At 55.2% G+C, this 22,350-nt stretch carries 19 protein-coding genes and 1 pseudogene (1 of these 20 cut by a window edge); 5 read left to right on the top strand and 15 right to left on the bottom strand.

Going from position 1 to position 22,350, the window contains the following annotated elements; translation table 11 throughout:
* Nucleotides 1-39: 39 nt before the first annotated feature.
* Nucleotides 40-918, bottom strand: coding sequence for a hypothetical protein (locus QNH97_RS25815; RefSeq protein WP_283554464.1), 879 nt, complete (start codon nt 916-918; stop codon nt 40-42).
* Between the two features lie 17 nt (nt 919-935).
* Nucleotides 936-1,517, bottom strand: coding sequence for a hypothetical protein (locus QNH97_RS25810; RefSeq protein ID WP_283554463.1), 582 nt, complete (start codon nt 1,515-1,517; stop codon nt 936-938).
* A 367-nt stretch (nt 1,518-1,884) separates the two neighbouring features.
* Here QNH97_RS25810 and QNH97_RS25805 point away from each other — a divergent pair, with 367 nt between their 5' ends.
* Complete coding sequence (locus QNH97_RS25805; protein WP_283554462.1) at nt 1,885-2,784, top strand: DUF808 domain-containing protein; 900 nt, start codon at nt 1,885-1,887, stop codon at nt 2,782-2,784.
* On the opposite strand, the gene QNH97_RS25800 is transcribed toward QNH97_RS25805, so the two are convergent.
* Genes QNH97_RS25800 through QNH97_RS25785 form a run of 4 tightly spaced genes read right to left on the bottom strand, consistent with a single transcriptional unit; the run spans nt 2,781 to nt 9,063 of the window.
* Nucleotides 2,781-4,262 carry a site-specific integrase gene (locus tag QNH97_RS25800; RefSeq protein ID WP_283554461.1) on the bottom strand — a complete coding sequence of 494 codons (1,482 nt, stop codon included), beginning with the start codon at nt 4,260-4,262 and terminating at the stop codon, nt 2,781-2,783. The two genes, QNH97_RS25805 and QNH97_RS25800, sit on opposite strands and share 4 nt — an antisense overlap.
* The gene (locus QNH97_RS25795; RefSeq protein ID WP_283554460.1) at nt 4,262-4,807 is read right to left on the bottom strand and encodes a hypothetical protein; all 546 of its coding nucleotides are present in this window, start codon (nt 4,805-4,807) and stop codon (nt 4,262-4,264) included. Before QNH97_RS25795 ends, QNH97_RS25800 begins: the two co-directional genes overlap by 1 nt.
* Nucleotides 4,791-6,971 (bottom strand): hypothetical protein, encoded by a 2,181-nt coding sequence (locus tag QNH97_RS25790; RefSeq protein ID WP_283554459.1) that lies wholly within the window; start codon nt 6,969-6,971, stop codon nt 4,791-4,793. The genes QNH97_RS25795 and QNH97_RS25790 overlap by 17 nt, the downstream gene beginning before the upstream one ends.
* Nucleotides 6,972-6,975: 4 nt before the next feature.
* Nucleotides 6,976-9,063: a hypothetical protein gene (locus tag QNH97_RS25785; RefSeq protein ID WP_283554458.1), complete on the bottom strand. Its 2,088-nt coding sequence runs from the start codon at nt 9,061-9,063 to the stop codon at nt 6,976-6,978.
* A gap of 149 nt (nt 9,064-9,212) precedes the next feature.
* Between QNH97_RS25785 and QNH97_RS25780 the strand changes: the two are divergent.
* Nucleotides 9,213-9,986, top strand: a pseudogene (locus QNH97_RS25780) (calcium:cation antiporter); the annotation flags it as partial.
* Nucleotides 9,987-10,099: 113 nt separating this feature from the next.
* On the opposite strand, the gene QNH97_RS25775 reads toward QNH97_RS25780, so the two are convergent.
* The 3 genes from QNH97_RS25775 to QNH97_RS25765 all read right to left on the bottom strand — a co-directional run bounded on the left by QNH97_RS25775 (nt 10,100) and on the right by QNH97_RS25765 (nt 12,764).
* A complete protein-coding gene (locus QNH97_RS25775) occupies nt 10,100-11,458 on the bottom strand; it encodes an 8-oxoguanine deaminase (protein ID WP_283554457.1) in 1,359 nt (452 codons plus the stop codon).
* A 244-nt stretch (nt 11,459-11,702) separates the two neighbouring features.
* Nucleotides 11,703-12,389: an SDR family oxidoreductase gene (locus QNH97_RS25770; protein WP_283554456.1), complete on the bottom strand. Its 687-nt coding sequence runs from the start codon at nt 12,387-12,389 to the stop codon at nt 11,703-11,705.
* 24 nt (nt 12,390-12,413) lie between these two features.
* Nucleotides 12,414-12,764: a MerR family transcriptional regulator gene (locus QNH97_RS25765; RefSeq protein WP_283554455.1), complete on the bottom strand. Its 351-nt coding sequence runs from the start codon at nt 12,762-12,764 to the stop codon at nt 12,414-12,416.
* Between the two features lie 80 nt (nt 12,765-12,844).
* Here QNH97_RS25765 and QNH97_RS25760 point away from each other — a divergent pair, with 80 nt between their 5' ends.
* Nucleotides 12,845-13,285: a hypothetical protein gene (locus tag QNH97_RS25760; RefSeq protein ID WP_283554454.1), complete on the top strand. Its 441-nt coding sequence runs from the start codon at nt 12,845-12,847 to the stop codon at nt 13,283-13,285.
* Nucleotides 13,286-13,350: 65 nt separating this feature from the next.
* Here QNH97_RS25760 and QNH97_RS25755 read toward each other — a convergent pair whose 3' ends face one another.
* The 6 genes from QNH97_RS25755 to QNH97_RS25730 form a co-directional block, all read right to left on the bottom strand.
* Nucleotides 13,351-14,277, bottom strand: a complete 927-nt coding sequence (locus QNH97_RS25755) for an ABC transporter permease (protein ID WP_283554453.1) — start codon at nt 14,275-14,277, stop codon at nt 13,351-13,353.
* Nucleotides 14,277-15,383: an ABC transporter permease gene (locus tag QNH97_RS25750; RefSeq protein WP_283554452.1), complete on the bottom strand. Its 1,107-nt coding sequence runs from the start codon at nt 15,381-15,383 to the stop codon at nt 14,277-14,279. The genes QNH97_RS25755 and QNH97_RS25750 overlap by 1 nt, the downstream gene beginning before the upstream one ends.
* A 12-nt stretch (nt 15,384-15,395) precedes the next feature.
* The gene (locus tag QNH97_RS25745; protein ID WP_283554451.1) at nt 15,396-16,949 is read right to left on the bottom strand and encodes an ABC transporter ATP-binding protein; all 1,554 of its coding nucleotides are present in this window, start codon (nt 16,947-16,949) and stop codon (nt 15,396-15,398) included.
* A 532-nt stretch (nt 16,950-17,481) separates the two neighbouring features.
* Complete coding sequence (locus QNH97_RS25740) at nt 17,482-18,063, bottom strand: IMPACT family protein (RefSeq protein ID WP_283554450.1); 582 nt, start codon at nt 18,061-18,063, stop codon at nt 17,482-17,484.
* Between the two features lie 7 nt (nt 18,064-18,070).
* Nucleotides 18,071-18,721 carry a TetR/AcrR family transcriptional regulator gene (locus tag QNH97_RS25735; protein WP_283554449.1) on the bottom strand — a complete coding sequence of 217 codons (651 nt, stop codon included), beginning with the start codon at nt 18,719-18,721 and terminating at the stop codon, nt 18,071-18,073.
* A gap of 113 nt (nt 18,722-18,834) precedes the next feature.
* On the bottom strand, nt 18,835-19,755 hold the full coding sequence (locus QNH97_RS25730; RefSeq protein WP_283554448.1) for a LysR family transcriptional regulator: 921 nt from the start codon (nt 19,753-19,755) through the stop codon (nt 18,835-18,837).
* A gap of 122 nt (nt 19,756-19,877) precedes the next feature.
* Here QNH97_RS25730 and aptA point away from each other — a divergent pair, with 122 nt between their 5' ends.
* Both aptA and QNH97_RS25720 read left to right on the top strand, forming a co-directional pair.
* Complete coding sequence (aptA, locus tag QNH97_RS25725) at nt 19,878-21,227, top strand: omega-aminotransferase AptA (RefSeq protein WP_283554447.1); 1,350 nt, start codon at nt 19,878-19,880, stop codon at nt 21,225-21,227.
* A gap of 72 nt (nt 21,228-21,299) precedes the next feature.
* Nucleotides 21,300-22,350 carry the 5' portion of a CoA-acylating methylmalonate-semialdehyde dehydrogenase gene (locus tag QNH97_RS25720; RefSeq protein WP_283554446.1) on the top strand. Its footprint extends 443 nt past the window's final position, so only the first 1,051 of its 1,494 coding nucleotides appear in the window; the start codon lies at nt 21,300-21,302; its stop codon lies beyond the right edge, outside the window.

The raw sequence follows: 22,350 nt of genomic DNA, 5'->3' as shown, positions 1-22,350 counted from the left end.
CGACACGGGGCTTAGCATCTCATTACCCACTGGTTTAAATCAGATCTGACTCAGCACACGGGCTCGGGCTTTCGTCCATAGGGTGGGAATAGGAACGAATAATAATGATACTGCTTTCAAAAATAGTGGCAACTTCTTCCCGAACGGAGTGATCGGCTCGCTCGCAATGTGCATCGTGAATAGATAGCGATACACTCGACGTCTACTCAGAGGTAATAGTCCAGCTTGCTCCAAAATAGAAGGTCCAATTTGACCTACCATACCAGTAACCATAATCCATAGAAGTATGAGTTCGGCGAGCAAGACGGTCGAAATTAGAATGTTGGCCACAATCGTTTTCCAGTCTTGCAGCGCTTCGAAAAATGAGTCGATATTGCTTCCGAGTGTCACTACCGTGGCAAAAATTGCGGCAATAGCAGTCAACAACCCTATGAATCTCGCGGGGTCGGGAAGTCTTAGGAATGCAGCGAAGCGCGGCCCCATCGTGTCGTCGCTAGCCAAGTTCCGGATTTCCTCGCGCTCCTCCCACAGGAGCCTAATCTCCCGTGCTTTGTCTAAGAGCTTTTCTGGCGTGCATTCATAGCGAGCGCACAGCCACTGTTGCTTTAAGTGCAAGCGTTCGGTAAGCGAGGTGGTAGGGCCTGCTCCGAGGCGCGTTGCGCGCACCTGTGATGATACTTCCCCCATGTGAATCGCGCATATCATCGTGATTATCAATATCGGGAGTAGAGCAGGGATGAAATCAGTAAGCATTACATTAGGAACAGTTACCAAGGCCCATAGAAGAGCTATCAAGACCGTTCCCGTCCAAATCAAACAAACCTTTGCATCTCGCCTCTGCCAAGCAGCTCTGAGCGGAACACGCTCAAATAGCTGAAAGTGTTCATCAATATCCATCTCAAGCTGCTTGATATTCATTACCATTGATCTCTGGATTAATCTTGCCTTGGGAAATAGAAGTCCAAGCTAAGATCCGGATCATTTGCGCATACCTCTAAAGCAAAGTCTTTAAGAGTTTTCATGGATTTTTTCACGTAATGATCGCGGGGGTGAGGGTCTATGAAGGTTTCGATGTTAGAAGATGTGATTTCTTGAGTTTTTGGATGTACTAAATCATTCCTTAGCTGGAATGTTTCAAGTACGCCTTTCGCCAATAGGTCGCTTGGAAGTTCTCCGAACACTGTGAGGAATATTTTTTCAAGTTTCTTAGCAATAGGTAATCTTTCAATTTCTGCTTTGTAATATGGTTCACCCAACCTCCTCACGCCATAAAAATTGAGAAAGCCTTCTATTGCTAGACATGCGTAGAGGTGAGTCGACGTAGCTGCACGATATGAAGCTTGGTGCAAATCAGAGGTTAGGTGAAAGACGAGGCTCTCACAGGTGTCCCCCTTTTTTTGGTACCGTTTTTCGGCTTTGGTAAGTCTCTTGGTCAGGGTGGCGTAGTCGCTATAGTAGTGCCATGCATTCTGATGGTGTGACATGTACGCGCTATTCCATGCGCCGCTATCGGCCATGCTGTAAATTTCCATTTTTCCCATGTCATCTTGCTCAAAAAATATTTAAGGAGTGCATAATTTATTAGTTTTTAATTTATTTCAATCTGTGGCTAGAATTTTTTTGAAGATGTGAGCGACTAGTTTCTAGTCATTTTCAGATGTTGGTAGATCGAAGCCTGATGAAAATTGAAGCGGAGTTTTTTGCAGTCAGTGGCGATATCCCCACGGTGCAGTGAATAATCGCGTGATCGGACTTGCTGCGATGGTATGCGTCTGGGCGAATTGACTAGCCCCCTGCATTCGCTAGCAAATCGTCTATCAACCTGCCGATCAGAACGTCCGGCCGCCACCGATGTCTAGGGAGTGGTGCCCAAGGAGTTGACTGATGGCGAGCAGTTTTTTTGCATTATTTGACGACATAGCAACGCTGCTGGACGACATCTCCGTGATGAGCAAGGTGGCGGCAAAGAAGACGGCGAGCGTCCTTACCGATGACCTGGCGGTGAATGCGGAGAAGGTGGTTGAACTCAAGGCTGATCGCGAACTGCCGGTCGTGTGGGCCGTTCTCAAGGGTTCGCTTGTTAACAAGGCTATCCTGGTTCCCCTGGCGCTTGGACTGAACTACATCTCTCCAGTGATCGTGCACGGGCTTCTGGTCATCGGCGGCATATACCTCTGCTATGAGGGCATCGAATCTTTGATTGAGAAGCTCACTCCCAAAGGCAAAGGGGATGGTGCGCGCAAGGTGAAGGTGCTCAGCGATGAAGAGGCGAAGAGGTATGAAGCCAAGAAGATCAAAGGCGCTATCACTACGGATTTTGTATTGAGCGCTGAAATCGTAGTCATCACGCTGAATGTTGTATCTGAAGCGCCTTTCCTTCAGCAAGTCGCTACGCTGAGCCTGATCGCCCTGTTGGTCACGTTTGGCGTTTACGGCCTGGTCGCCGGCATTGTGCGGATCGATGACCTGGGGTTGCGCATGAAGAAAGTCACCACCCATGGCGCCTTCGCGCAAGCGGTACGGAGCGTAGGGGGAGGGCTTATTGCTGTCGCGCCCAAGCTGATGAAATTGCTGTCATGGATAGGAACAATAGCGATGTTCTTCGTAGGCGGATCGTTCATCGCACAAGCCATGTCAGAGGTACCAAGCTGGTTGATTCCTGCAACCCTGAAACCTCACCTGCAAGGATATCTCCCCGAAGCGGGCATTGGAGTGATTGCCGGCGTCATTGTTGTAACACTTGTGCGCTTGGCACAAAGTCTACGAAAGGAGTCGCGAGCCTAAGATTTATGTTGAAGCGCGATTGTCTTGAGTGCTTCAACATCTGCTTGCATCTCCTCAAACCGTTTCAACATATGATCTGCGAACTCATGGTCCACTTGGTTCGACAACATAGCTTTGCGAACTTCATAACGCATAGAGGTGAGATCTTCCAGCTTCTCATCCAATTGTTTGAGATGTTGTATCGCCTCCCCATAGGTGTCGAATTTTGTGCTGAATTTGTATGCATTTTTAAAATATGTATAAAGTGATTCTGGGCTTCCATGCCCGGTTTTTGCTGCAACAATGGCACAGATACTATGGCGAATACCTTCGTTCCAGATAGCAGCGACGTTGGGGTTTTTTGTCGTGTGTTGCATCTCTAGAAGAATTTCAATGGTGATAAATCTATGCCTGAACATCGATAGGCATAATTTGACATTGCCTAATCCGGTTGCAACAACTAGCCGGGAAAAATCCCGTGTGAGTGAATCCTCATCAAGCGGGTCTCCATCTTCGGTGAGTAGTATTGACTGAGTTGCACTAGGGTGTAACTGTTTCTCACCAAAAATGGCTAAAAAATCATTTCGTGCTTTCAGATACTTTTCGAATCTATTAGCTTCAGCGATTGAGATCGGGAATTTTCTTAGTGGGAGTTCATTGTCTCTAGTTTTACCAGTTGGAAGGTATATGGCAAGTTCGTTAATAGGGTTGGTGTTCTTATCTATTGGGATATTGCAAAGCTCTATTGGTCGAAGTCCGCTAATTTTAAACATGTGGATAGAAAACATTCGACGTTCATACATATATACCTTTTTTAACTGCTTTGGACTCGCTGTGTCGATTTGCTTGTCGGGAGGAGGCTCTGGCAAAGATCCATAGCACTTCACAAAGATTGTATCTCTGAGTTGGCTAATATACTCATCTGGAATTGGAATCTTGTCCCCTTTTGGCGCGACCGCTGATGGCATGCTGGCGTGCGTATACGTAGTGCGCCCAGTCTTGGGGTTTCGACCTATGGTGACGTGTATCTGTGCACCGGATGACTCGTCCCCAATAAACGTTGGATCGACATTTAGTATGACATTTGCTTGAATCCAGCGTAAAAAACGAAATATGGTTTGTAGTATAGCAATAGTCTGATTGTTGTTTCTGCGGTTGCCACTTATCCCGTTCTTAAAAGATGTCTCTTTTTCGAGATAAGTAACCAGCTTGCTGATGTCCTCATCGTGCAAATTTAAAAGCTCTATGCGATATTTGTAACAGTGCCTTAGTAGGAATGATAAGTGTGAGGCGTAAGTACGACAGGTTTTAGTTCTGTCGTGGTTTCCTTTCTTCCTGCTTTGTTGTCGCAGCCACTCATTTGCCAATGCGCATGGAGCACCATTTGGCCACGTGAGATGGTAGAGACGACTATGCGTACGGTAGTTCACGAAGGCGGGATCGCGATAACCAACTGTTGATGGAATTTTCACGCCTTCGGTTTCACGAAAAAGTTGCATTAGGATTTACCTCCGTCGATTATCTTGAGACTCGTAGATTCCTCATATCGAACAGGGTTGGCAAATGTCGTCATCTGTAGCGCCTTTGATTGACTAAGCGCTTGTACTAGTCTTTTTCTAGACAGATCTGGTAAGTTCGGATCCGACTCTGCGATGGCTCTGATTTCACGAAACAAGGAGAAGTAGGCCGTTTCATAGCGATGCATATGTCTCGACATTTCCTCCAAGAGTTGATCTGTGTTGACTGTCTCACAATCTGTTTGATAGTCTACAGTTGATCTATAAGCATCTTCCCGAAGCCGTAATATATGATCCCAGGCAGCGCCTTGTCCAAGTAAGTGGATTGGAAGACTAATCGTCGAGCAATATTTTTTTAAGCTGTTGTAGGAAATTGGTTTGAATTTTCCTGGAATTTCTAAAGTACAGAATGCTTTCGTGTTCTCCAGCAGTTTTATTTGCTCTTGGGTCGCAGTAATTTCTCTGTTTTTTACCTGATATAACCATTCAAAGCGCTCAACAACCTGAGAGCTAGTTAGCTTTTTCATCAGCTTTGTTTCCAACTATAATTGCAATTTCGATGTCCATGTCCTGAACGTCCTTGGCTTGTAAGCCAACCATGTAGTGCTGAATACTGAATTCTCCTGCTGCTAACATTCTCTTGACCGTATCGTGATAGTCATCCGCCGAGACGCCGGAAAGGCTCTTGACGTTATGGATTTCACAGACCTTTTTATATAGAGTCGCTGTGCCTGGATTTATTCCTTCATCCAGACGGTTAGCTCCAAATTCTATCAAGCGGGACGCAACAGATTCCGCCTCATAACCCTGTAACTCTTCTCCGCGAATAGTGTCTTCGTAGTAGGCCTTTGTATGCTCTGCATCCCCGTGACCCACATACCAGCCGATAGCATCCAGTACATGGCTAGTCTCGTGACGGTAGATCGTGTGAATGAAAAAACGCCGTAATTCGTGAACTCTTACGTACCACCTGCGACCTACGTCATCCACCGGGGTCTCGACAATATCGCAGAATGTATCCATGGCGCGTGCCACACGTTGCTTGAGATATTTACCCTCCGAAAACGGGAAATATTTCGTAGAAGGAAAGTAGAATAGTTCATCGGCATGAGCGCTGGAATCCTGATTTATAACCTTTAAGTTTTCACCAAGATGCTGCAATTGACCAATTGCCTGTCCGACTATAGATGGGATAGGCCTCTGGATCAGCGGGTTGATGCCGTGTGTTCCTTTTTTGCCCGCTAAATGCTCAAGCCATAGCCCATCAACGAAAGTTGATAAGAGCAGCGAATCCCTTGCTAGGTGGGCCAGTTCACTTTCGCGTATGGGTTTCAGCATTCCGATTAGCGTGGCACATGCGCCTATATAGCCTTCGACCACTTGGTGGAATGACATTGCGTCAGGGGCTATACTTCTGGTGGCTCTAAGTTGCCGATATTTAATATTCAGCTCTGTTGTTAAAGGTCTTGGCTCCATGCCTTCGATTTCAGTTGAAAACCACGTGTCGCATGTCGATTTGTAGAGTTTGTCTAGTGCCCTAGAGCGTGAGCTGCGGTCTAGGCTGTCATATTGCTTTATTTCCTTTGCATAAAAAATGCACGCGTTGACTATACTATCCCCATATAGCACAACCCATTTGCATGCTTGTTGCAGTAGGTGTAGTCCGATACCCAATCCTAAGGTGTTATGATGCTTTGATGGGTTGGTATTGGCCTTGAGTGTTAAGATGGCTTCTTGGGCATTAATTTTTATTGGTGGAATAAGTTGCGGCAGAAAATTGTGAGATGTGAAGATTGCTGAAAGCTGATTAATTTGATCCTTCAAAGATTTTTTAGTAGGGCGGTGATTTTTAGCTTCGGCTAAAGTTGTGGTATTTTGGTTGTGATAGTTTGCTTGAGGGCTGGCGTTGATCAGTAATTTCGGATGTGACAACGCCGGTTCAAACTGCCGAAGAAATACACGTATTTTAGGGTCGTGGTGTAACTGGTGGGATTCACATCCAATTAACTCGCCAAGCTTATTTCGAGAAAGCGCGCCATTTACTTTCGTGTCACTTCGCTGGCGAGCTGTTGTATACCATTTTTTGTCTGAAAAATATTGGACTGCGTCTTTCACAAAATCTAGTGGAAGATCAAGTGGGGTATTCAGTAGTAAAGTTAAGTCCGTTTGCGAGTGCGTTAGAGTATGAATTCCTTGAATTATCCGTGGGATATATTGTAGCGCTTCAGTCCAGCTGCCGAGCGATAGATCGCTCATAAGGTTAGTCAAGGCGTTATCGTCGAGGCGCATGAATCCGTACTTTCTAGGTTCATATTTGCCTTCGTAAAGAACTAGCCAAGAACAAACTTGTAATGAGGTAGCTACATATTCACCCCAGCGTTGGGCTTTTACACCGTAGCCCATCGGATTGTTGCGCATCATTGCGGCCGTTTGCTGCACGGTGTAAAGCATCTGTCGATTGCATGGGTCGCAAAGGTCTGTTCCATCGGGAAGAGCGTGGGTAAAGTAAACAGTCAGTTTCTTATTTCGACCATTATCCTTAACGACCCAAAAGCTGTCACCCATAGCGCCTTGGAGCAACCAGGGCTTGGCTTCAAGGTCAGTAGCGGGATACATTATGCTGTTAGCGTTAGTGAGTAACCGTTGTATTTCAGCTGCCTCGTCTACAGGTTTTGCCGTATATCTGCCCATAGATTCAGTCCTTGTAGAAAACCGTGGCTGTGCGGTAACGCTGCAAGAATTCACCAGCTATTTTACAGGCGCGTTGGTGAATGATTTTAAATTCGGCACTAGACTCACCTTGTAGCTCTATATTTGCCGAGAAGTCCGAAGCCGAATCGGAAGGGTTTTCAGCTACGCATCTCATTAGCCGAGCCAATGCAATGAGCTTGGCTTCCTCATCTTCAAAATCGTCCAGGGCTGCATGACCCTGCTGATTGTCTACTAAGCTTTCATACGCGTACAACGCCGCTAATGAGTCGGGTTTCAGGTTAATGAACAAGACTTCAGCAGGTATACGCTTCTCCTTGCTTCCGAACCGTTCCTCAATCGCTTGAGTGAAGGCGTCACCCTCTCGTCCTTCAGTCAACATACTTTTGACGAACGCGGTAATTTGGTCGAGAGAGGTAAAGTCTGATGCTGGTAGGAGCCACGGTGTATTGGCGTTTGCGACAATCACCAGTTTCTGGTGAAACCTCCGAATAAGACGTTCGCACCAGCGCTCGATCAGCCACGGGGGTATGTAGGAACTGAGTATGCTCTGTATGGTGTTGCCAAGTTTTTTTGCCATTGCCTCAAGGCTGCCTCTGGCCAGGAACTCAACAATACCTTCAGTGTTGCGTATGCTTGAAAGCGTGAATGTATTTGGTTTTACATCTGGAGCCTTTTCTCCAAGATGTATTGCGTCATAAAGATTTAATCCAAAACCTCCATTTAGCTTTGTATCAATATCCAAGGTAGTGCCCATATTTAACCTATGAGATACCAAAAACAAGTAGCGATACCGTGCGTCATTAGAGTTAAATAACTTTGTTCTAATAATTTTTGTTGCTTGTATCACGTCGTCCATGATCATCTCTGACATGGAGGGGAGCGAAGATGCCTTCCTGCACCGAGCCCGGGCTTTTTCGACGCTGAAAACTACGTTTCCGTTGATGGTAATGCTATAGAAGCTGTTACCGTCGTCGTCTATCAATTTGGCTTGTTGAAGCGGCATTGAATTGAAAACAGGGTTCTCAGTAGTGAGCAATACGGCGGCCGCAGAGCAATCCCTTATGGATAATAGTCCCAGCAATCTATTAAGTATTTCGGTGGGCTGCATTCTGTCATCGTTTCCCACTCCTGCAACTTCGCGTAACGCTGGGCCGATCAGGTGTTCGAACTCGTTTGTTGACTTCAGTCTTCTAAAAAATGGGTATTTTTTCGCCAAGTATGTGAGCGAAATGTGAGTTAAGCTAGGATCATTGTGCAGATAGTAATTGGCGACGGCTAAGAACCAATTGATTCCGTTCGGTGATCTTGGATCGCAGATACACGGCCTATTGCCGGGCCCGAATTTTCCAGACGCAAGTACTTTTTCTATTTCTTCTTTACTAATGGAGTTAATGATCGCTTGCCCGTTTGCGTGGGCTATTTTCATTTTAGTCCAATACTCATAACAGCCATCGCGAACTGCCGATGACGCGAGTTTTAGCTTTGACTCAATTACGTCGACGTATTCCTCGTCTGATAATGCAAAAGTTTGATCAACTAAATATATCTGGGGGAGCGATTTGTTCTTGAATTCAACTCTCTGCCGGCTCTCGCCAAGCACAGTTCGCGTCTCACTATCCTCAAATCCGATTGTCGATCCTTTCATCGACAGAGTGAGGATCGGCACCCTCCAAGGCATATGCCCGTCAACCTTCAACTGCTGGTACAAAGCTCGCGCTGCTGGCCAAGATGATTTGCGACTCATAAATGAGGCGGTGGAGTGGTTGGTATCAGTTAGGTGGAACGTTAAATGGGCGAGGCAGAAAGGCCTCCACTCCTCTTCTGATTTTGGAAGCCTGCCTCCCCAGCTCGCCATGAAATTGAACTTGCGCTTCAATCCCTCGATATACCCCAACTGGGATTCAAGGGCAGCGCCTTCGCTCAACTGCACGGTGCTATTGCATAGAACCAAAACGTCTTCGATATGAACGGTCGGTGGGAAGGTGGCCCTAGCAATCCGCCACCCTGATCCCTTCAAAAGGTCGGGCATTCGGAATTGGATTTGGCCTTCTTCGGCTAGACGGTATTGCATCGACAGCGTCCTCCCACTTGGTAACGTTGAGCCTAGCTCCAGGTGGTGCGGTGTCAAATCTAGGTATCAAGAAAATATCTTGAGACCATCTATATATCTGAAAAATATGAATAAAAATGTAGACCTGATTTTGACATGTCTAGAAAACGGTGATGCTCGACATCAATGGCATTCTCGGGCTTGCGGCGTTGATGGGCGGCATCAAGCATGGCGAGCAGGCCTACAACGATGATTCAGCCCGCACCTACAGCGTGATGATCCTCACCGCCATGGGGGTATCGATGGTGGTGCCAGAGTTCATTCCTCGCGAGAGCTGGAAAATGTATTCGGCATTTACCATCGGCGCGATGATCGTGTTGTACACCCTGTTCCTGCGCATGCAGGTCGGGCCGCACAGCTACTTCTTCAGCTACAGCTACCCGGAAAAACGCCGCAAGAAAGAGCCCGTGGAAAACGAGCCCAAACCCATCAGCCTGGCGTTTTCCATCGGCGCGTTGGTGTTTGGCGTGGTGGTGATTGGTGCGCTGGCCGAGGTCATGTCCAAGGCCATCGACCTCGGCCTGGAAGGCTCGGGCGCGCCGCCTGTGGTCACGGCGATCCTGGTGGCGGCGATCTCCGCAGCACCGGAAATCCTCACCGCGCTGCGCGCCGCGCTGGCCAATCGCATGCAGTCGGTGGTGAACATCGCGCTGGGGGCTTCCTTATCGACCGTGATCCTGACCGTGCCGGTGATGGAAGCCATGGCCCTCTACACCGGCCAGCCCTTCCAGATGGCAATGACGCCGGTGCAGACGGTGATGATCTTCATCACCCTGATTGTCAGCGCCATCAACCTCAACGATGGCGAAACCAATGCCATCGAAGGCATGACCCACTTTGTGTTGTTTGCGACTTTCATCATGTTGTCCCTGCTGGGACTCTAGGCCCATTGTGGGAGCGAGCTTGCTCGCGATGGCGGCAAGCCATTCAGCATCAGTGTTGGCTGATCTGGCGTTATCGCGAGCAAGCTCGCTCCCACAGGGGATTCAGGTGTGGATTAAATGCCGGCGATCAATTCCCGCGCCGCCTGGCTGTGATCGGCAATCAACCCCTTCAAGTCCAACCCCTCGACTTGCCCGTCGATCACTCGCCATTGCCCGCCTATCATCACCCGATCCGCCCGGTCCGCGCCGCACAACAGCAGGGCCGAGATCGGGTCGTGGCTGCCGGAGAAGCGCAACTCATCGAGCTTGAACAGTGCCAGGTCAGCCTGCTTGCCCACCGCCAGCTCGCCGATGTCACTGCGCCCCAGCAACTGCGCCGAACCTCGGGTCGCCCAGCCCAGTACGCGCTCCGGCGTGATCGCTTGCGCGCCATAGCGCAGGCGCTGGAGGTACAACGCCTGGCGGGTTTCGAGGATCATGTTCGAGGCGTCATTGGAGGCCGAGCCGTCCACGCCCAGGCCCAGGGGCGCCCCGGCGGCGATCAGTTCCAGGGTCGGGCAAATGCCCGAAGCCAGGCGCATGTTGGAGCTCGGACAATGGCAGATGCCAGTGCCGGCGGCGCCGAGGCGGGTGATTTCATCCGGGTTGAAATGAATGCCGTGGGCCAGCCAGGTACGCGGGCCGAGCCAGCCGACGCTGTCCAGGTAATCCACGGTGCGCAGGCCGAAGCGTTGCAGGCAAAAATCTTCTTCATCGAGGGTTTCGGCCAGGTGCGTGTGCAGGCGCACGTCGAGTTGTTCCGCCAGGTCGGCGCTGGCGCGCATGATTTCGGGGGTGACCGAAAACGGCGAGCAGGGCGCCAGCGCAATCTGGATCCGGGCGCCGTCACCGCGCTCATGGTATCGGCCGATCAACCGCTGGCTGTCGTCGAGAATGACCTGGCCCTGCTGCACGGTCTGCTGTGGCGGCAAGCCACCGTCGGCTTCGCCCAGGCTCATGGATCCGCGGGTCAGCATCGCGCGCATGCCCAGCTCACGGACACTTTGCACCTGCACGTCGATGGCATTTTCCAGGCCTTCTGGAAACAGGTAATGATGGTCCGCCGCCGTGGTGCAGCCCGATAGCAGCAGCTCGGCCAGCGCCACTTTGCTCGCCAGGGCAAGTTTTTCCGGGGTCAGCCGCGCCCATACCGGATAGAGGGTTTTCAGCCATGGGAACAACGGCTGGTTCACCACCGGCGCCCAGGCGCGGGTCAGGGTCTGGTAGAAGTGATGATGGGTGTTGATCAACCCCGGCAGGATCACATGCTCGCGCGCGTCGAAGATGTGGTCGCAGGGCTGGGCGGGTTGTTGGCCGGCGCTCAGCAGTTCGACGATGACGCCGTCCTGCAGGACGAGGCCGCCAGGGGCATCGAGGTCGTTGGCGGTGAAAATGGCGAGGGGATTTTTTAACCAGGTACGGGTCGCAGGCATGGTGGCCGGCTCCTCTGAAAGTGGGTTCAGGTTAGCCAGCTCAGTGATGCCCTGTCTGCTGATCCAGGGTCGCCCGTTGGATAGGGCGAGGGCAGAGTTTACTCAGGTTACCGGGCGTAGATCCAGTGTCAGGCCGGGAACTCTGTGGGAGCGAGCTTGCTCGCGATAGCGGTAGATCAGTCGACATCAATGTGGATGTAAGGCCACCATCGCGAGCAAGCTCGCTCCCACAGAGGAGAGGTGGTTACCAGGGAATCGTTTCGCCCTTGTAGTTGACGAAGTGATGGCCGCCCTTGCCGGCGAAGGTGTTGACCTGGTCAATCAACCCACGGGTACTGGTTTCGACATCAATGTCCGCGCCTTCACCGCCCATGTCCGTCTTGACCCAACCCGGGTGCAGCGACAGCACGGTCAATGTCTGCTCGTCCAGTTGGCTGACGAAACTGTTGGTCATGGAGTTGAGCGCAGCCTTGCTCGCCTTGTACAGCGCCAGTTCCGGGGCGTCGGGCATGGTCACGCTGCCGAGCACCGAACTCATGAACGCCAATACACCGTTGCCGTCACGGATCTGGCCAACGAAGCGCTGGGCCAGGTTGATCGGTGCCACGGCGTTGGTGAAGAACAACTGGCCGACTTCAGCCAGGGTCGCGCCCCCTGGGCTCTGGTTGTCCGGGCCTTTGACGCCGGCATTGACGAACAGCAGGTCGAAGGTTTCACCCTTGAGCTGTTGGCTCAGGGCGATAACGGCTTGCTGGTCGTCCATGTCGAGCTTTTCGATCCGCACCGGGCCCAGCGCTTTCAACGCCTCGGCGTTCTGCGGGTTGCGCACGGTGGCGATCACGTTCCAGCCGTCGCTGAGCAGCGTCTTTACCAGACCGAGGCCCAAGCCCCGGGAGGCGCCGATGATCAATGCGTTTTTTGCCGAATTCATGAAGGCATCCTTGAGTGAGAAAGGTCACGGATTTAATGGACAACGTTGCCCGAGCCGTTGTTTCAGCTCATGGCGCAACGCGTCGAGTTCGGTCATGCGGGTTTCGATCAGGTTCAACTTGTCTTGCAGCAATTGCGTCACCGCGCAGTCGGGGTCGGGGGCGTTCCACAGGGCGGCGACGCTGGCGCCGATCTCGCCCAGGGTAAAGCCCAGGCGCTGGGCGGTCTTGATATAGAGCACCAGTTGGACCACGTCGGCGGGGTAGTCGCGATAGCCATTGGCACTGCGCGCTGCCGCGATCAGGCCCCGCTGCTCGTAGAAGCGCAGGGTGTCTCGACTGACGGCGCAGGCTTGGGCTAATTCACCGATACGCATGGACGACTCCGGAGGGCTTGACCTTGGAGCATACCCCAGGCTTTAGCCTTTTCGCTCCCCAATTATCTGGAGCAACGTGTATGTGGACATCGATGCAATATCGCCGGGTGGTGCGCGGCAGCGCCTGGTACGACCTTATCGTCTCGGCCGTGCTGGCCACGCCCTGGAGCTTTGCGGCGTTGCATGGTGTGTTGATGAGTATGACTCAGCTATTTGACCTGCCTGGAGAACTGCCACCGTTTGCGCCGGCACATCTGCTGATGGTGAATCTGCTGGGCTCGATTGTTTGCGTGTGGGCGGTGCTGCGGATTCGTGATCCGCAGCCGGTGTACGGACGTTATGACGCGGCGGGGCGGTTTTTGTTTGCGGCTTGGCAGCTTTATGCGCTGCTTCATGGGGCCAGTGCGGTGTTGTGGGTTTTTCTGTTTTTGGAGGTGGTGTGGGGTTTGGTTCAGGTGTTGCCTGTTCGGGCCTCATCGCGAGCAAGCTCGCTCCCACAGGGGGGCCTGAGTCAAACCTGAACTCAGTGGTCACCTGGTCTAGTGTGGGAGCGAGCTTGCTCGCGATAGGTGCACCGCGGTCTATCTCAATGCCCCGCCTGCCAAGGCTGCCCCAGTGACACTGGCGCATAGAGCCGCGTGCGCGCCGCATCCCGGGACAAGAGCACCAGCACCAAGATGGTTGCGGCATACGGCAGCATCGCCAGCAAACTCGATGGAATCGCCAGCCCCAACCCCTGGGCCACCAGATGCAGGATGCTGGCGAGGCCAAACAGGTAGGCGCCCAACAGCAGGCGCCAGACCCGCCAACTGGCGAACACCACCAGCGCCAGGGCGATCCAGCCGCGCCCGGCGCTCATGTTCTCGGCCCACATCGGCGTGTAGGCCAACGACAGATAGGCGCCGGCCAAGCCGGCCATGGCACCACCGAAGAGTACCGCCAGGGTTCGCACCCGTAGCACCGGCAGGCCCATGGCACTGGCGGCGTCGGGGTTCTCGCCGACGGCCTGGATGATCAATCCGGCACGACTTTTCACGATCACCCACGCCACCAGGGCAAACAGCGCGAAGGACAGGTAAACCAACAGGTCCTGGGCAAACAGCATCCGCCCGATCAGCGGGATGTCACTCAAATAGGGGATCGCCAGTGGCTCGAATCCCGCCAGCGGTTTGCCGACCCAGGCCGCTCCGACAAAGCTCGACAGGCCCACGCCAAAAATTGTCAATGCCAATCCGGTGGCCACCTGATTGGCGTTGAACACCAGCGCCACCAACGCGAACAGCGCCGACAACAGCATCCCGGCGGCCATCGCCAGCAGCACCCCCAGCCACAGGTTGCCGCTGTTGAACGCGACGATAAAACCGATCACCGCGCCGAACAGCATCATGCCTTCCTGGCCCAGGTTCAGGACGCCGCTTTTCTCGCAGACCAGTTCACCCAGGGCCACCAGCAGCAAGGGTGTGCCGCAGCGGACCATGGCGTAGAAAATGTTGCTCAACAGGTCGATATCCATTACAGCGCTCCTGCCTGTACGGCGGTGGTCCGGGTGCGCCGGGTCCAGCGCAGGTTCAGGCGTGGCCGGTACAGGATCAGTACGTCACAGGCCAACAGGAAAAACAGCATCATCCCCTGGAACAGTTGGGTGATCGCCTGGGGCAGGTTGAGTGACATCTGCGCGCTCTCGCCGCCGATGTACAGCAACGCCATCAACAGGCTGGAAAACAGAATGCCGATGGGATTGAGGCGGCCCAGGAACGCCACGGTTATCGCCGCATAGCCATAGCCCGGCGACACCTGCGGCACCAGTTGGCCGATTGGCCCGGTCACTTCGCAGACACCGGCCAACCCGGCCAGCGCCCCGCTGATCAACAGTGCCAGCCACACCAGCGGTTTTTGGCGAAACCCGGCGAAACCGGCGGCGCGTGCGTCCAGGCCCAGCACTTTGATTTGAAAGCCGACAAAACTTTTCTGCAGCAAGACCCACACCGCTACCAGCGCCAGCAAGGCGAAATACAACCCGGCATGAACCCGCCCATCCTCCAGCAACAACGGCAGGCGACTGGCTTCGCCGAACATCGCCGATTCCGGAAAGTTGAAACCCGCCGGGTCTTTCAACGGCCCGTGAACGCAAAACAGCAACAAGTTCAGGGCGATGTAATTGAGCATGATGCTGGTGAGGATTTCATTGGCATTGAAGCGCGTACGCAGCCACGCCGTGAGTCCAGCCCAGGCTGCCCCGGCCAGCGTGCCGGTCAAAAGGATCAACACCAGCGCCCAGCGGCTTTGCATGCCAATGATATTCACCGCCAAGGCACTGCCAGCCAGTGCTCCCAGCAGCAGTTGGCCTTCGGCACCGATGTTCCAGATTCGCGCCTGGTAGGCCACGGCCAGGCCGAGGGCGCAGAGCAGGATCGGCAAGGTCTTGACCAGCCACTCGGACACCCCATACAGGTCGCTGATCGGTGCGATCAACAAGGTGTACAAGGTTTGCAACGGCTCATGTCCCAGGGCGATGAACAGCAGCGAGCCACTGCCCAAGGTCAATACGGCGGCCAGCAGCGGCGAGCACCAGAGCATCAGGCGCGATTGCTGGCCGCGAGGTTCGAGAGAAAGCAGCATGAAAGAACTCCGTTAAACCGTCACGGGGGCGGGGGATTGGCACGTGTCGAACTGGCCGGCCATCCAGCCGCCGACGTCACTGAGGCGCGTCTCGACCGTGGGACGCAAGGCTGATAGGCGCCCTGCGCACAACGCACCCAGGCGGTCGCTGATCTGGAACAGTTCGTCGAGGTCTTCGGAAATCACCAGGATCGCCGCGCCCGCGTCGCGCAGCGCAATCAGGGCGCGATGGATGGTTGCCGCCGCGCCGACATCCACCCCCCAGGTCGGGTGGGCAGCTACCAGTAGCTTCGGTTGCTGAAGGATCTCCCGGCCGAGAATGAATTTTTGCAGGTTGCCCCCCGAAAGGCTGCGCGCCGGGGTTTGGGTATCGGGTGTCTTCACGCCAAAGCGGCGGATGATCTCTTCGGCCAAGCGCTCGACCTTGCGGCGTCGAATCAGCCCATGGCTGACCAGCCCCTGTTGGAAAGCACTGAGCAAGGCGTTGTCCGCCAGGCTCAATTGCGGGACGGCACCGTGGCCCAGGCGTTCGGCGGGCACGAAGGCCAGCCCTAGCCGACGACGGGCGTCGGGGCGCAGATGCGCCACGGGTTGACCGTCGAACCGAATCGTTTCGCCTTGCGGGCGGGGAAGTTGCGTTTCTCCGCTGAGCAACGCCAGCCACTCATCCTGACCGTTACCCGCCACTCCGGCGATGCCGACGATCTCGCCGCTGCGCACTTCCAGGTCGATATCCCGCAGCGAACAGCCGAACGGGTCCGGGTTGTGCCATGACAGTTTGTCGATTTGAAGGAAAGCTTTGTCGGCACTGACCTTGGGATAGTCGACGCCCAGTCCGGCGGCTTCGCCGACCATCAACTGCGCCAACTCACGGTCCGAGCATTGTGCCGGTGTGCAGTGCCCCGACACCCGCCCGCCACGCAATACCGTGGCGCTGTGACACAACGCCCGCACCTCGGCCAACTTGTGGCTGATAAACAAAATACTGCAGCCCTCGCTCGCCAGGCGGCGCAGGGTTACGAACAGGTCTTCGGCTTCCCGGGGGGTGAGCACCGAGGTGGGTTCATCCAGAATCAGCAGTCGAATGTCCTGCATCAGGCAGCGAATGATCTCGACCCGCTGCCGCTCGCCAATCGATAGGCTGTGGACCAACCGCTGGGGCTCCAGCGCCATGCCGTAGCGGCGGGAAACTTCACGGATCCTGGGTTCCAGGTGAGCCGGCGTACCGGCCGCCGCGCCCATCGCCAGGGCAATGTTCTGCGCGACGGTGAGGGTTTCGAACAGCGAGAAATGCTGGAACACCATGCCGATCCCCAGGCTACGGGCCTGGGCTGGATTGCGCAGGTTGATCCGCTGGCCCTGCCAGATCACTTCGCCCGAATCGGCCGGGGTGACGCCGTAGATAATCTTCATCAGGGTGCTTTTGCCCGCACCGTTTTCCCCGAGCAAGGCGTGGATCTCACCGGGCTGGATGCTCAGGTCGATGGCGTCGTTGGCCTGGCAGCCGGGGTAGCGTTTGCTGATCTTACGCAACTGCAGGCGCGGGATGGAGTCGGGGTCGGACATGACAGGCTCGGTTCGATGAACGGGAATGCCGGTGATAAAGCAATTTCCTGGCCATCAGGTCAGGAAATTGCGTAAACCTCGGGTGTCAGGCCCTCGGCGTGTAGCCTCGACGCTTTCACTCAGGCGTATTCCTGCACCGGATCGGGGCATACACGGTCAGCGAGGCCCAGGCTTGCTCCGAAATAGGTGGTTAAAAATTGAACAAGCGGCTGCGAGCCATGCCCTTCTTGGAGCCGCGAGAGCCATGAACGGGTTATCCACAGGTTGCTCCACAGTTATTGTGCGCAAGCCGAACACTCGGGCATAAGCACAGAGGGGCTTTCTTCTAAAGGTGATAAACCGCTGCAAGCGGTTGTTTTAGTGATGGATTAGCGGGTTGGATCGGGTTTAGGTTGAAAAATGAACAACCCACGCAGACCCGCATGACAGAAGGGTTACAGGCGGATGTGCTCAGGTTATCCACAGGCGGGTGCACAGTGGATGTGGGTAAGCTGAACGATTGTGCGACCGCCCTGAAAGGTCGCAGCCTGGTTCAGCGCGCGAGCAAAATCCGGCCTCGGCTCAGGTCGGCCAGTTGCTTTTGCAGGGTCTCGATTTGCCCTTCACCCACGGCGATCTGCAAGTCCACGCCATTGGCCGTAAAGCTTTCGTTGTTTACCAGCCCGCCCCCTTCGGCAACCCGCAATTTCACTAGGGCCAGTTCCGCGAACCCACAAGTACAGCGCAGTGCGACGCGGCTGATCAGTTCGATTTTTTCGGCGTTTTGCAGACACTTGTTTGCGCCGCCGCCATAGGCCCGGGCCAGCCCGCCGGTGCCCAGTTGAATGCCGCCGTACCAACGGATCACCAGCACCGCGACCTGGTCGCAAGCTTGTGCTTCGATGGCGGCCAGGATTGGGCGCCCGGCGGTGCCACCCGGCTCGCCATCGTCGTTGCTGCGATATTGATCTCCGAGCTTCCAGGCCCAGCAGTTGTGCGACGCATTGAGGTCACTGTGCTGTTCGATAAAGGCCTGGGCATCGGCAGGGCTGGTGATGGGCGCCGCGAAGGTGATGAAGCGGCTTTTGCGAATTTCTTCGCGGTATTCGAAAAAGCCGGCAAGGGTAAAGGACATGGGAATCTTAGAGGGCTGGAGTCAGGCCGCAGCCCTTGAGGATGATGCGGACCAGATTATCACCCGCCTCGATCATGTCCTGCTTGGTCAACTTGCTGCGACCGGTCACGCGACAGATCTGGGTGGCGAAGTCGGCGTAATGCTGGGTACTGCCCCATAACAGAAAGATGAGATGCACGGGGTCGACCGGGTCCATCTTGCCCGCATTGATCCAGGCCTGGAACACGGCGGCACGGCCATTGAACCAGGTGCGATAGTCCTGGTTGAAGTACTCGGTCAGGCATTCGCCACCGCTGATGACCTCCATGGCAAACAGCCGCGATGCCTGGGGCTGGCGACGGGAAAACTCCATCTTGGCGCGGATATAGCGGGTCAGGGCTTCAGCCGGATCATCTTCGGCGGTGAGGGTATTGAAGGTGCTGTCCCACAATTCGATGATGTTGCTCAGTACAGCCACATACAACCCGAGCTTGTTGGTGAAGTAATAGTGCAGGTTCGCCTTGGGCAGCCCGGCCTTCAGGGCGATGGCATTCATGCTGGTGCCTTTGAACCCGTGACGGGCGAATTCATCTTCGGCGGCCTTGAGGATGGTCTCTTCGTTCTTTTGCCGAATGCGACTGGTGGGCTTGCCACCGTGGGCTGGGACTTCAAAGGTCATGGACGTTTCCGGGGCTGGGTCTGTGGGCAAGCAACTGCGTTGATAGCGCACCGGCATCAATCCGACAAGTGCCACGGCTATAAAAGCCTTTCGGTGGACAACGGGCGAAGACGTTAGCGGGTTGCTGCGAGGCTCTCGAGAAAACTTTCCAGCACCAGGTGAGGCCGGCGGCCCTTGCGGGTGACCGAGGCCAGGCTCAGGTCATAGAAACGTACCGTGGGTTTCAGGGCCCTTAACCGGCCTTGCTGGACCCAGAGGCTGGCGTAGTGATCCGGCAGATAACCAATGTAGCGCCCGGTGAGAATCAGGAATGCCATGCCTTCGCGGTCCGAGGCGCTGGCGGTGCAATTGAGTGCCTGGTAATGGGCCTGGATCTCGGCCGGCAGGCGGAAGGTTGGCGCGATAGCGTCCTGGCTGTTGAGGCGCGCGTCGTCGAGTTGCTGGTCATCCACATAAAACAACGGATGCCCGACCGCGCAATAGAGCAGCGAACGTTCGCTGTAGAGCGGCTGATATTCCAGCCCGGACAGGGCACTGGCCTGAGGGACCACGCCGACATGCAGACGGCCGTCGAGCACGCCTTGCTCGACTTCGTTGGGGGCTATCATGCGAATCTGAATCTGCACGTCGGGCCCGCGCTCCTTCAATTGAGCCAGTGCGTGGGTAATGCGCATGTGGGGCAGGGTGACCAGATTGTCGGTCAGGCCGATGGTCAGTTCTCCTCGCAGATGCTGGTGCAGGCCATTGACCTCGGTACGAAAGCTTTCCAGTGCACTCAATAACTGCAATGCCGACTGATAAACCTCACGCCCCTCCTCGGTCAGGGAAAATCCCGCCCGTCCGCGCTGGCACAGACGCAGGCCGAGGCGCTGTTCGAGATCGCTCATCTGCTGGCTGATGGCCGAGCGACCGATGCCGAGCACTGTTTCGGCGGCGGAGAACCCACCGCACTCCACCACGCTGCGGAAAATGCGCAGCAAGCGGATATCAAAGTCGCTGACTTGAGCCAGCGGATCGGGACGGCGAACGCTCATAGTTTAGTGATCTGCTGACTGAAGGTTAGAAAAGTTGGATTTCACCGACTTTATCGCCGTGGCAACTTAGCTGCAAGAACGCCTTTCGATCCCTGTCGCTTATGTCCTGCGAGGTTTTGTCGATGAACATGCCCGAACACGCCGCCGGTTCCCTGGCCAGCCAGCTCAAGCTGGATGCCCACTGGATGCCTTACACCGCCAACCGCAATTTCCAGCGCGACCCGCGCCTGATCGTCGCCGCCGAAGGCAGTTGGCTGGTGGATGACAAGGGGCGCAAGGTGTACGACTCGCTCTCGGGGCTGTGGACATGCGGCGCCGGGCACACCCGCAAGGAAATCCAGGAAGCGGTCGCCAAGCAGCTGGGCACTCTCGATTACTCACCGGGTTTCCAGTACGGCCATCCGCTGTCGTTCCAACTGGCGGAAAAAATCACCAGCCTGACCCCGGGTAATCTCAACCATGTGTTCTTTACCGACTCCGGGTCCGAGTGCGCCGATACCGCAGTGAAAATGGTCCGTGCCTACTGGCGCCTCAAGGGCCAGGCGACCAAGACCAAGATGATCGGCCGTGCCCGTGGTTATCACGGGGTGAACATCGCCGGAACCAGCCTCGGCGGCGTCAACGGCAACCGCAAGCTGTTCGGCCAGGCCATGATGGACGTCGATCACCTGCCTCACACCTTGCTGGCCAGCAATGCCTATTCCCGTGGCATGCCGAAGGAGGGCGGCATCGCCTTGGCCGATGAGCTGCTGAAGCTGATCGAGTTGCACGATGCCTCCAACATCGCCGCCGTATTCGTCGAACCGATGGCCGGCTCGGCTGGTGTGCTGGTGCCGCCTGAGGGTTACCTCAAGCGCCTGCGGGAAATCTGCGACCAGCACAACATCCTGCTGGTGTTCGATGAGGTGATCACCGGTTTCGGCCGCACCGGTTCGATGTTCGGTGCCGATAGCTTTGGCGTGACCCCGGACCTGATGTGCATTGCCAAGCAAGTTACCAATGGCGCGATCCCCATGGGCGCGGTGATTGCCAGCTCCGAGATCTACCAGACCTTCATGAATCAGCCGACACCCGAGTACGCGGTCGAGTTTCCCCACGGCTACACCTACTCGGCGCACCCCGTGGCGTGCGCGGCTGGCCTGGCGGCGCTGGACTTGCTGCAAAAGGAAAACCTGGTGCAGAGCGTGGCTGAGGTCGCGCCACATTTTGAGAATGCATTGCACGGTTTGAAGGGCTCGAAGAACGTCATCGACATTCGCAACTATGGCCTGGCCGGGGCGATCCAGATCGCTGGGCGTGATGGTGACGCCATCGTGCGCCCGTTTGAGGCCGGCATGGCGTTGTGGAAAGCCGGGTTCTATGTGCGATTCGGTGGCGACACCCTGCAGTTCGGGCCGACGTTCAACAGTAAGCCGCAGGATCTGGATCGTCTGTTCGACGCCGTCGGTGAAGTGCTGAACAAGCTCGACTGACGCGTTCCTTTATATAGCTTTCAATAACGGGCGTCCGGTCACGGGCGCCTGTGGATAAATTCTGGAGTCCCCATGAGCCTCATTCCGCATTTGATCAACGGCGAACTGCTGAGCGACAGCGCGCGCACGGCTGACGTGTTCAACCCGTCCACTGGCCAAGCCATTCATAAGGTGCCATTGGCTGATCGGGCGACCATCCAGCAGGCCATCGACGCGGCGAAGGCGGCTTTCCCGGCCTGGCGTAACACACCGGCGGCCAAGCGTGCGCAGGTGATGTTTCGGTTCAAGCAATTGTTGGAACAGAACGAGTCGCGTATCGCGCAGTTGATCAGCGAAGAACACGGCAAGACGCTGGAAGACGCAGCGGGTGAACTCAAGCGCGGCATTGAGAACGTCGAGTTCGCCTGCGCGGCGCCGGAGATTCTGAAGGGCGAATACAGTCGCAACGTCGGACCAAACATCGATGCGTGGTCAGACTTTCAACCTCTGGGTGTGGTGGCGGGTATCACGCCGTTCAACTTCCCGGCGATGGTGCCGTTGTGGATGTATCCGCTGGCGATCGTTTGCGGTAACTGCTTCATCCTCAAGCCGTCCGAGCGCGATCCGAGTTCGACACTGCTGATCGCCCAACTGTTGTTGGAAGCCGGCTTGCCCAAGGGCGTGTTGAGCGTGGTGCATGGTGACAAGGCGGCCGTCGATGCGCTGATCGAAGCGCCGGAAGTCAAGGCGCTGAGTTTTGTCGGCTCGACGCCGATTGCAGAATACATCTATGCCGAGGGCACCCGGCGCGGCAAGCGCGTCCAGGCACTCGGTGGTGCGAAGAACCATGCGGTACTGATGCCCGATGCGGACTTGGACAATGCTGTCAGCGCGCTGATGGGCGCGGCGTACGGTTCGTGCGGTGAGCGTTGCATGGCGATTTCCGTGGCGGTGTGTGTCGGCGATCAAGTAGCGGACGCGTTGGTGTCGAAGTTGGTGCCGCAGATCAAGGCGCTGAAGATCGGCGCCGGTACGTCTTGCGGGTTGGACATGGGGCCGCTCGTGACGGGGCAGCATCGGGACAAGGTCAGTGGTTATATAGAAGACGGCGTGGCCGCGGGTGCTTCGCTGGTGGTCGATGGTC

Source organism: Pseudomonas sp. G2-4 (genome assembly GCF_030064125.1).
In the GTDB taxonomy this organism is placed as follows: domain Bacteria; phylum Pseudomonadota; class Gammaproteobacteria; order Pseudomonadales; family Pseudomonadaceae; genus Aquipseudomonas.
This window is presented reverse-complemented; position numbering and strand designations above follow the sequence as displayed.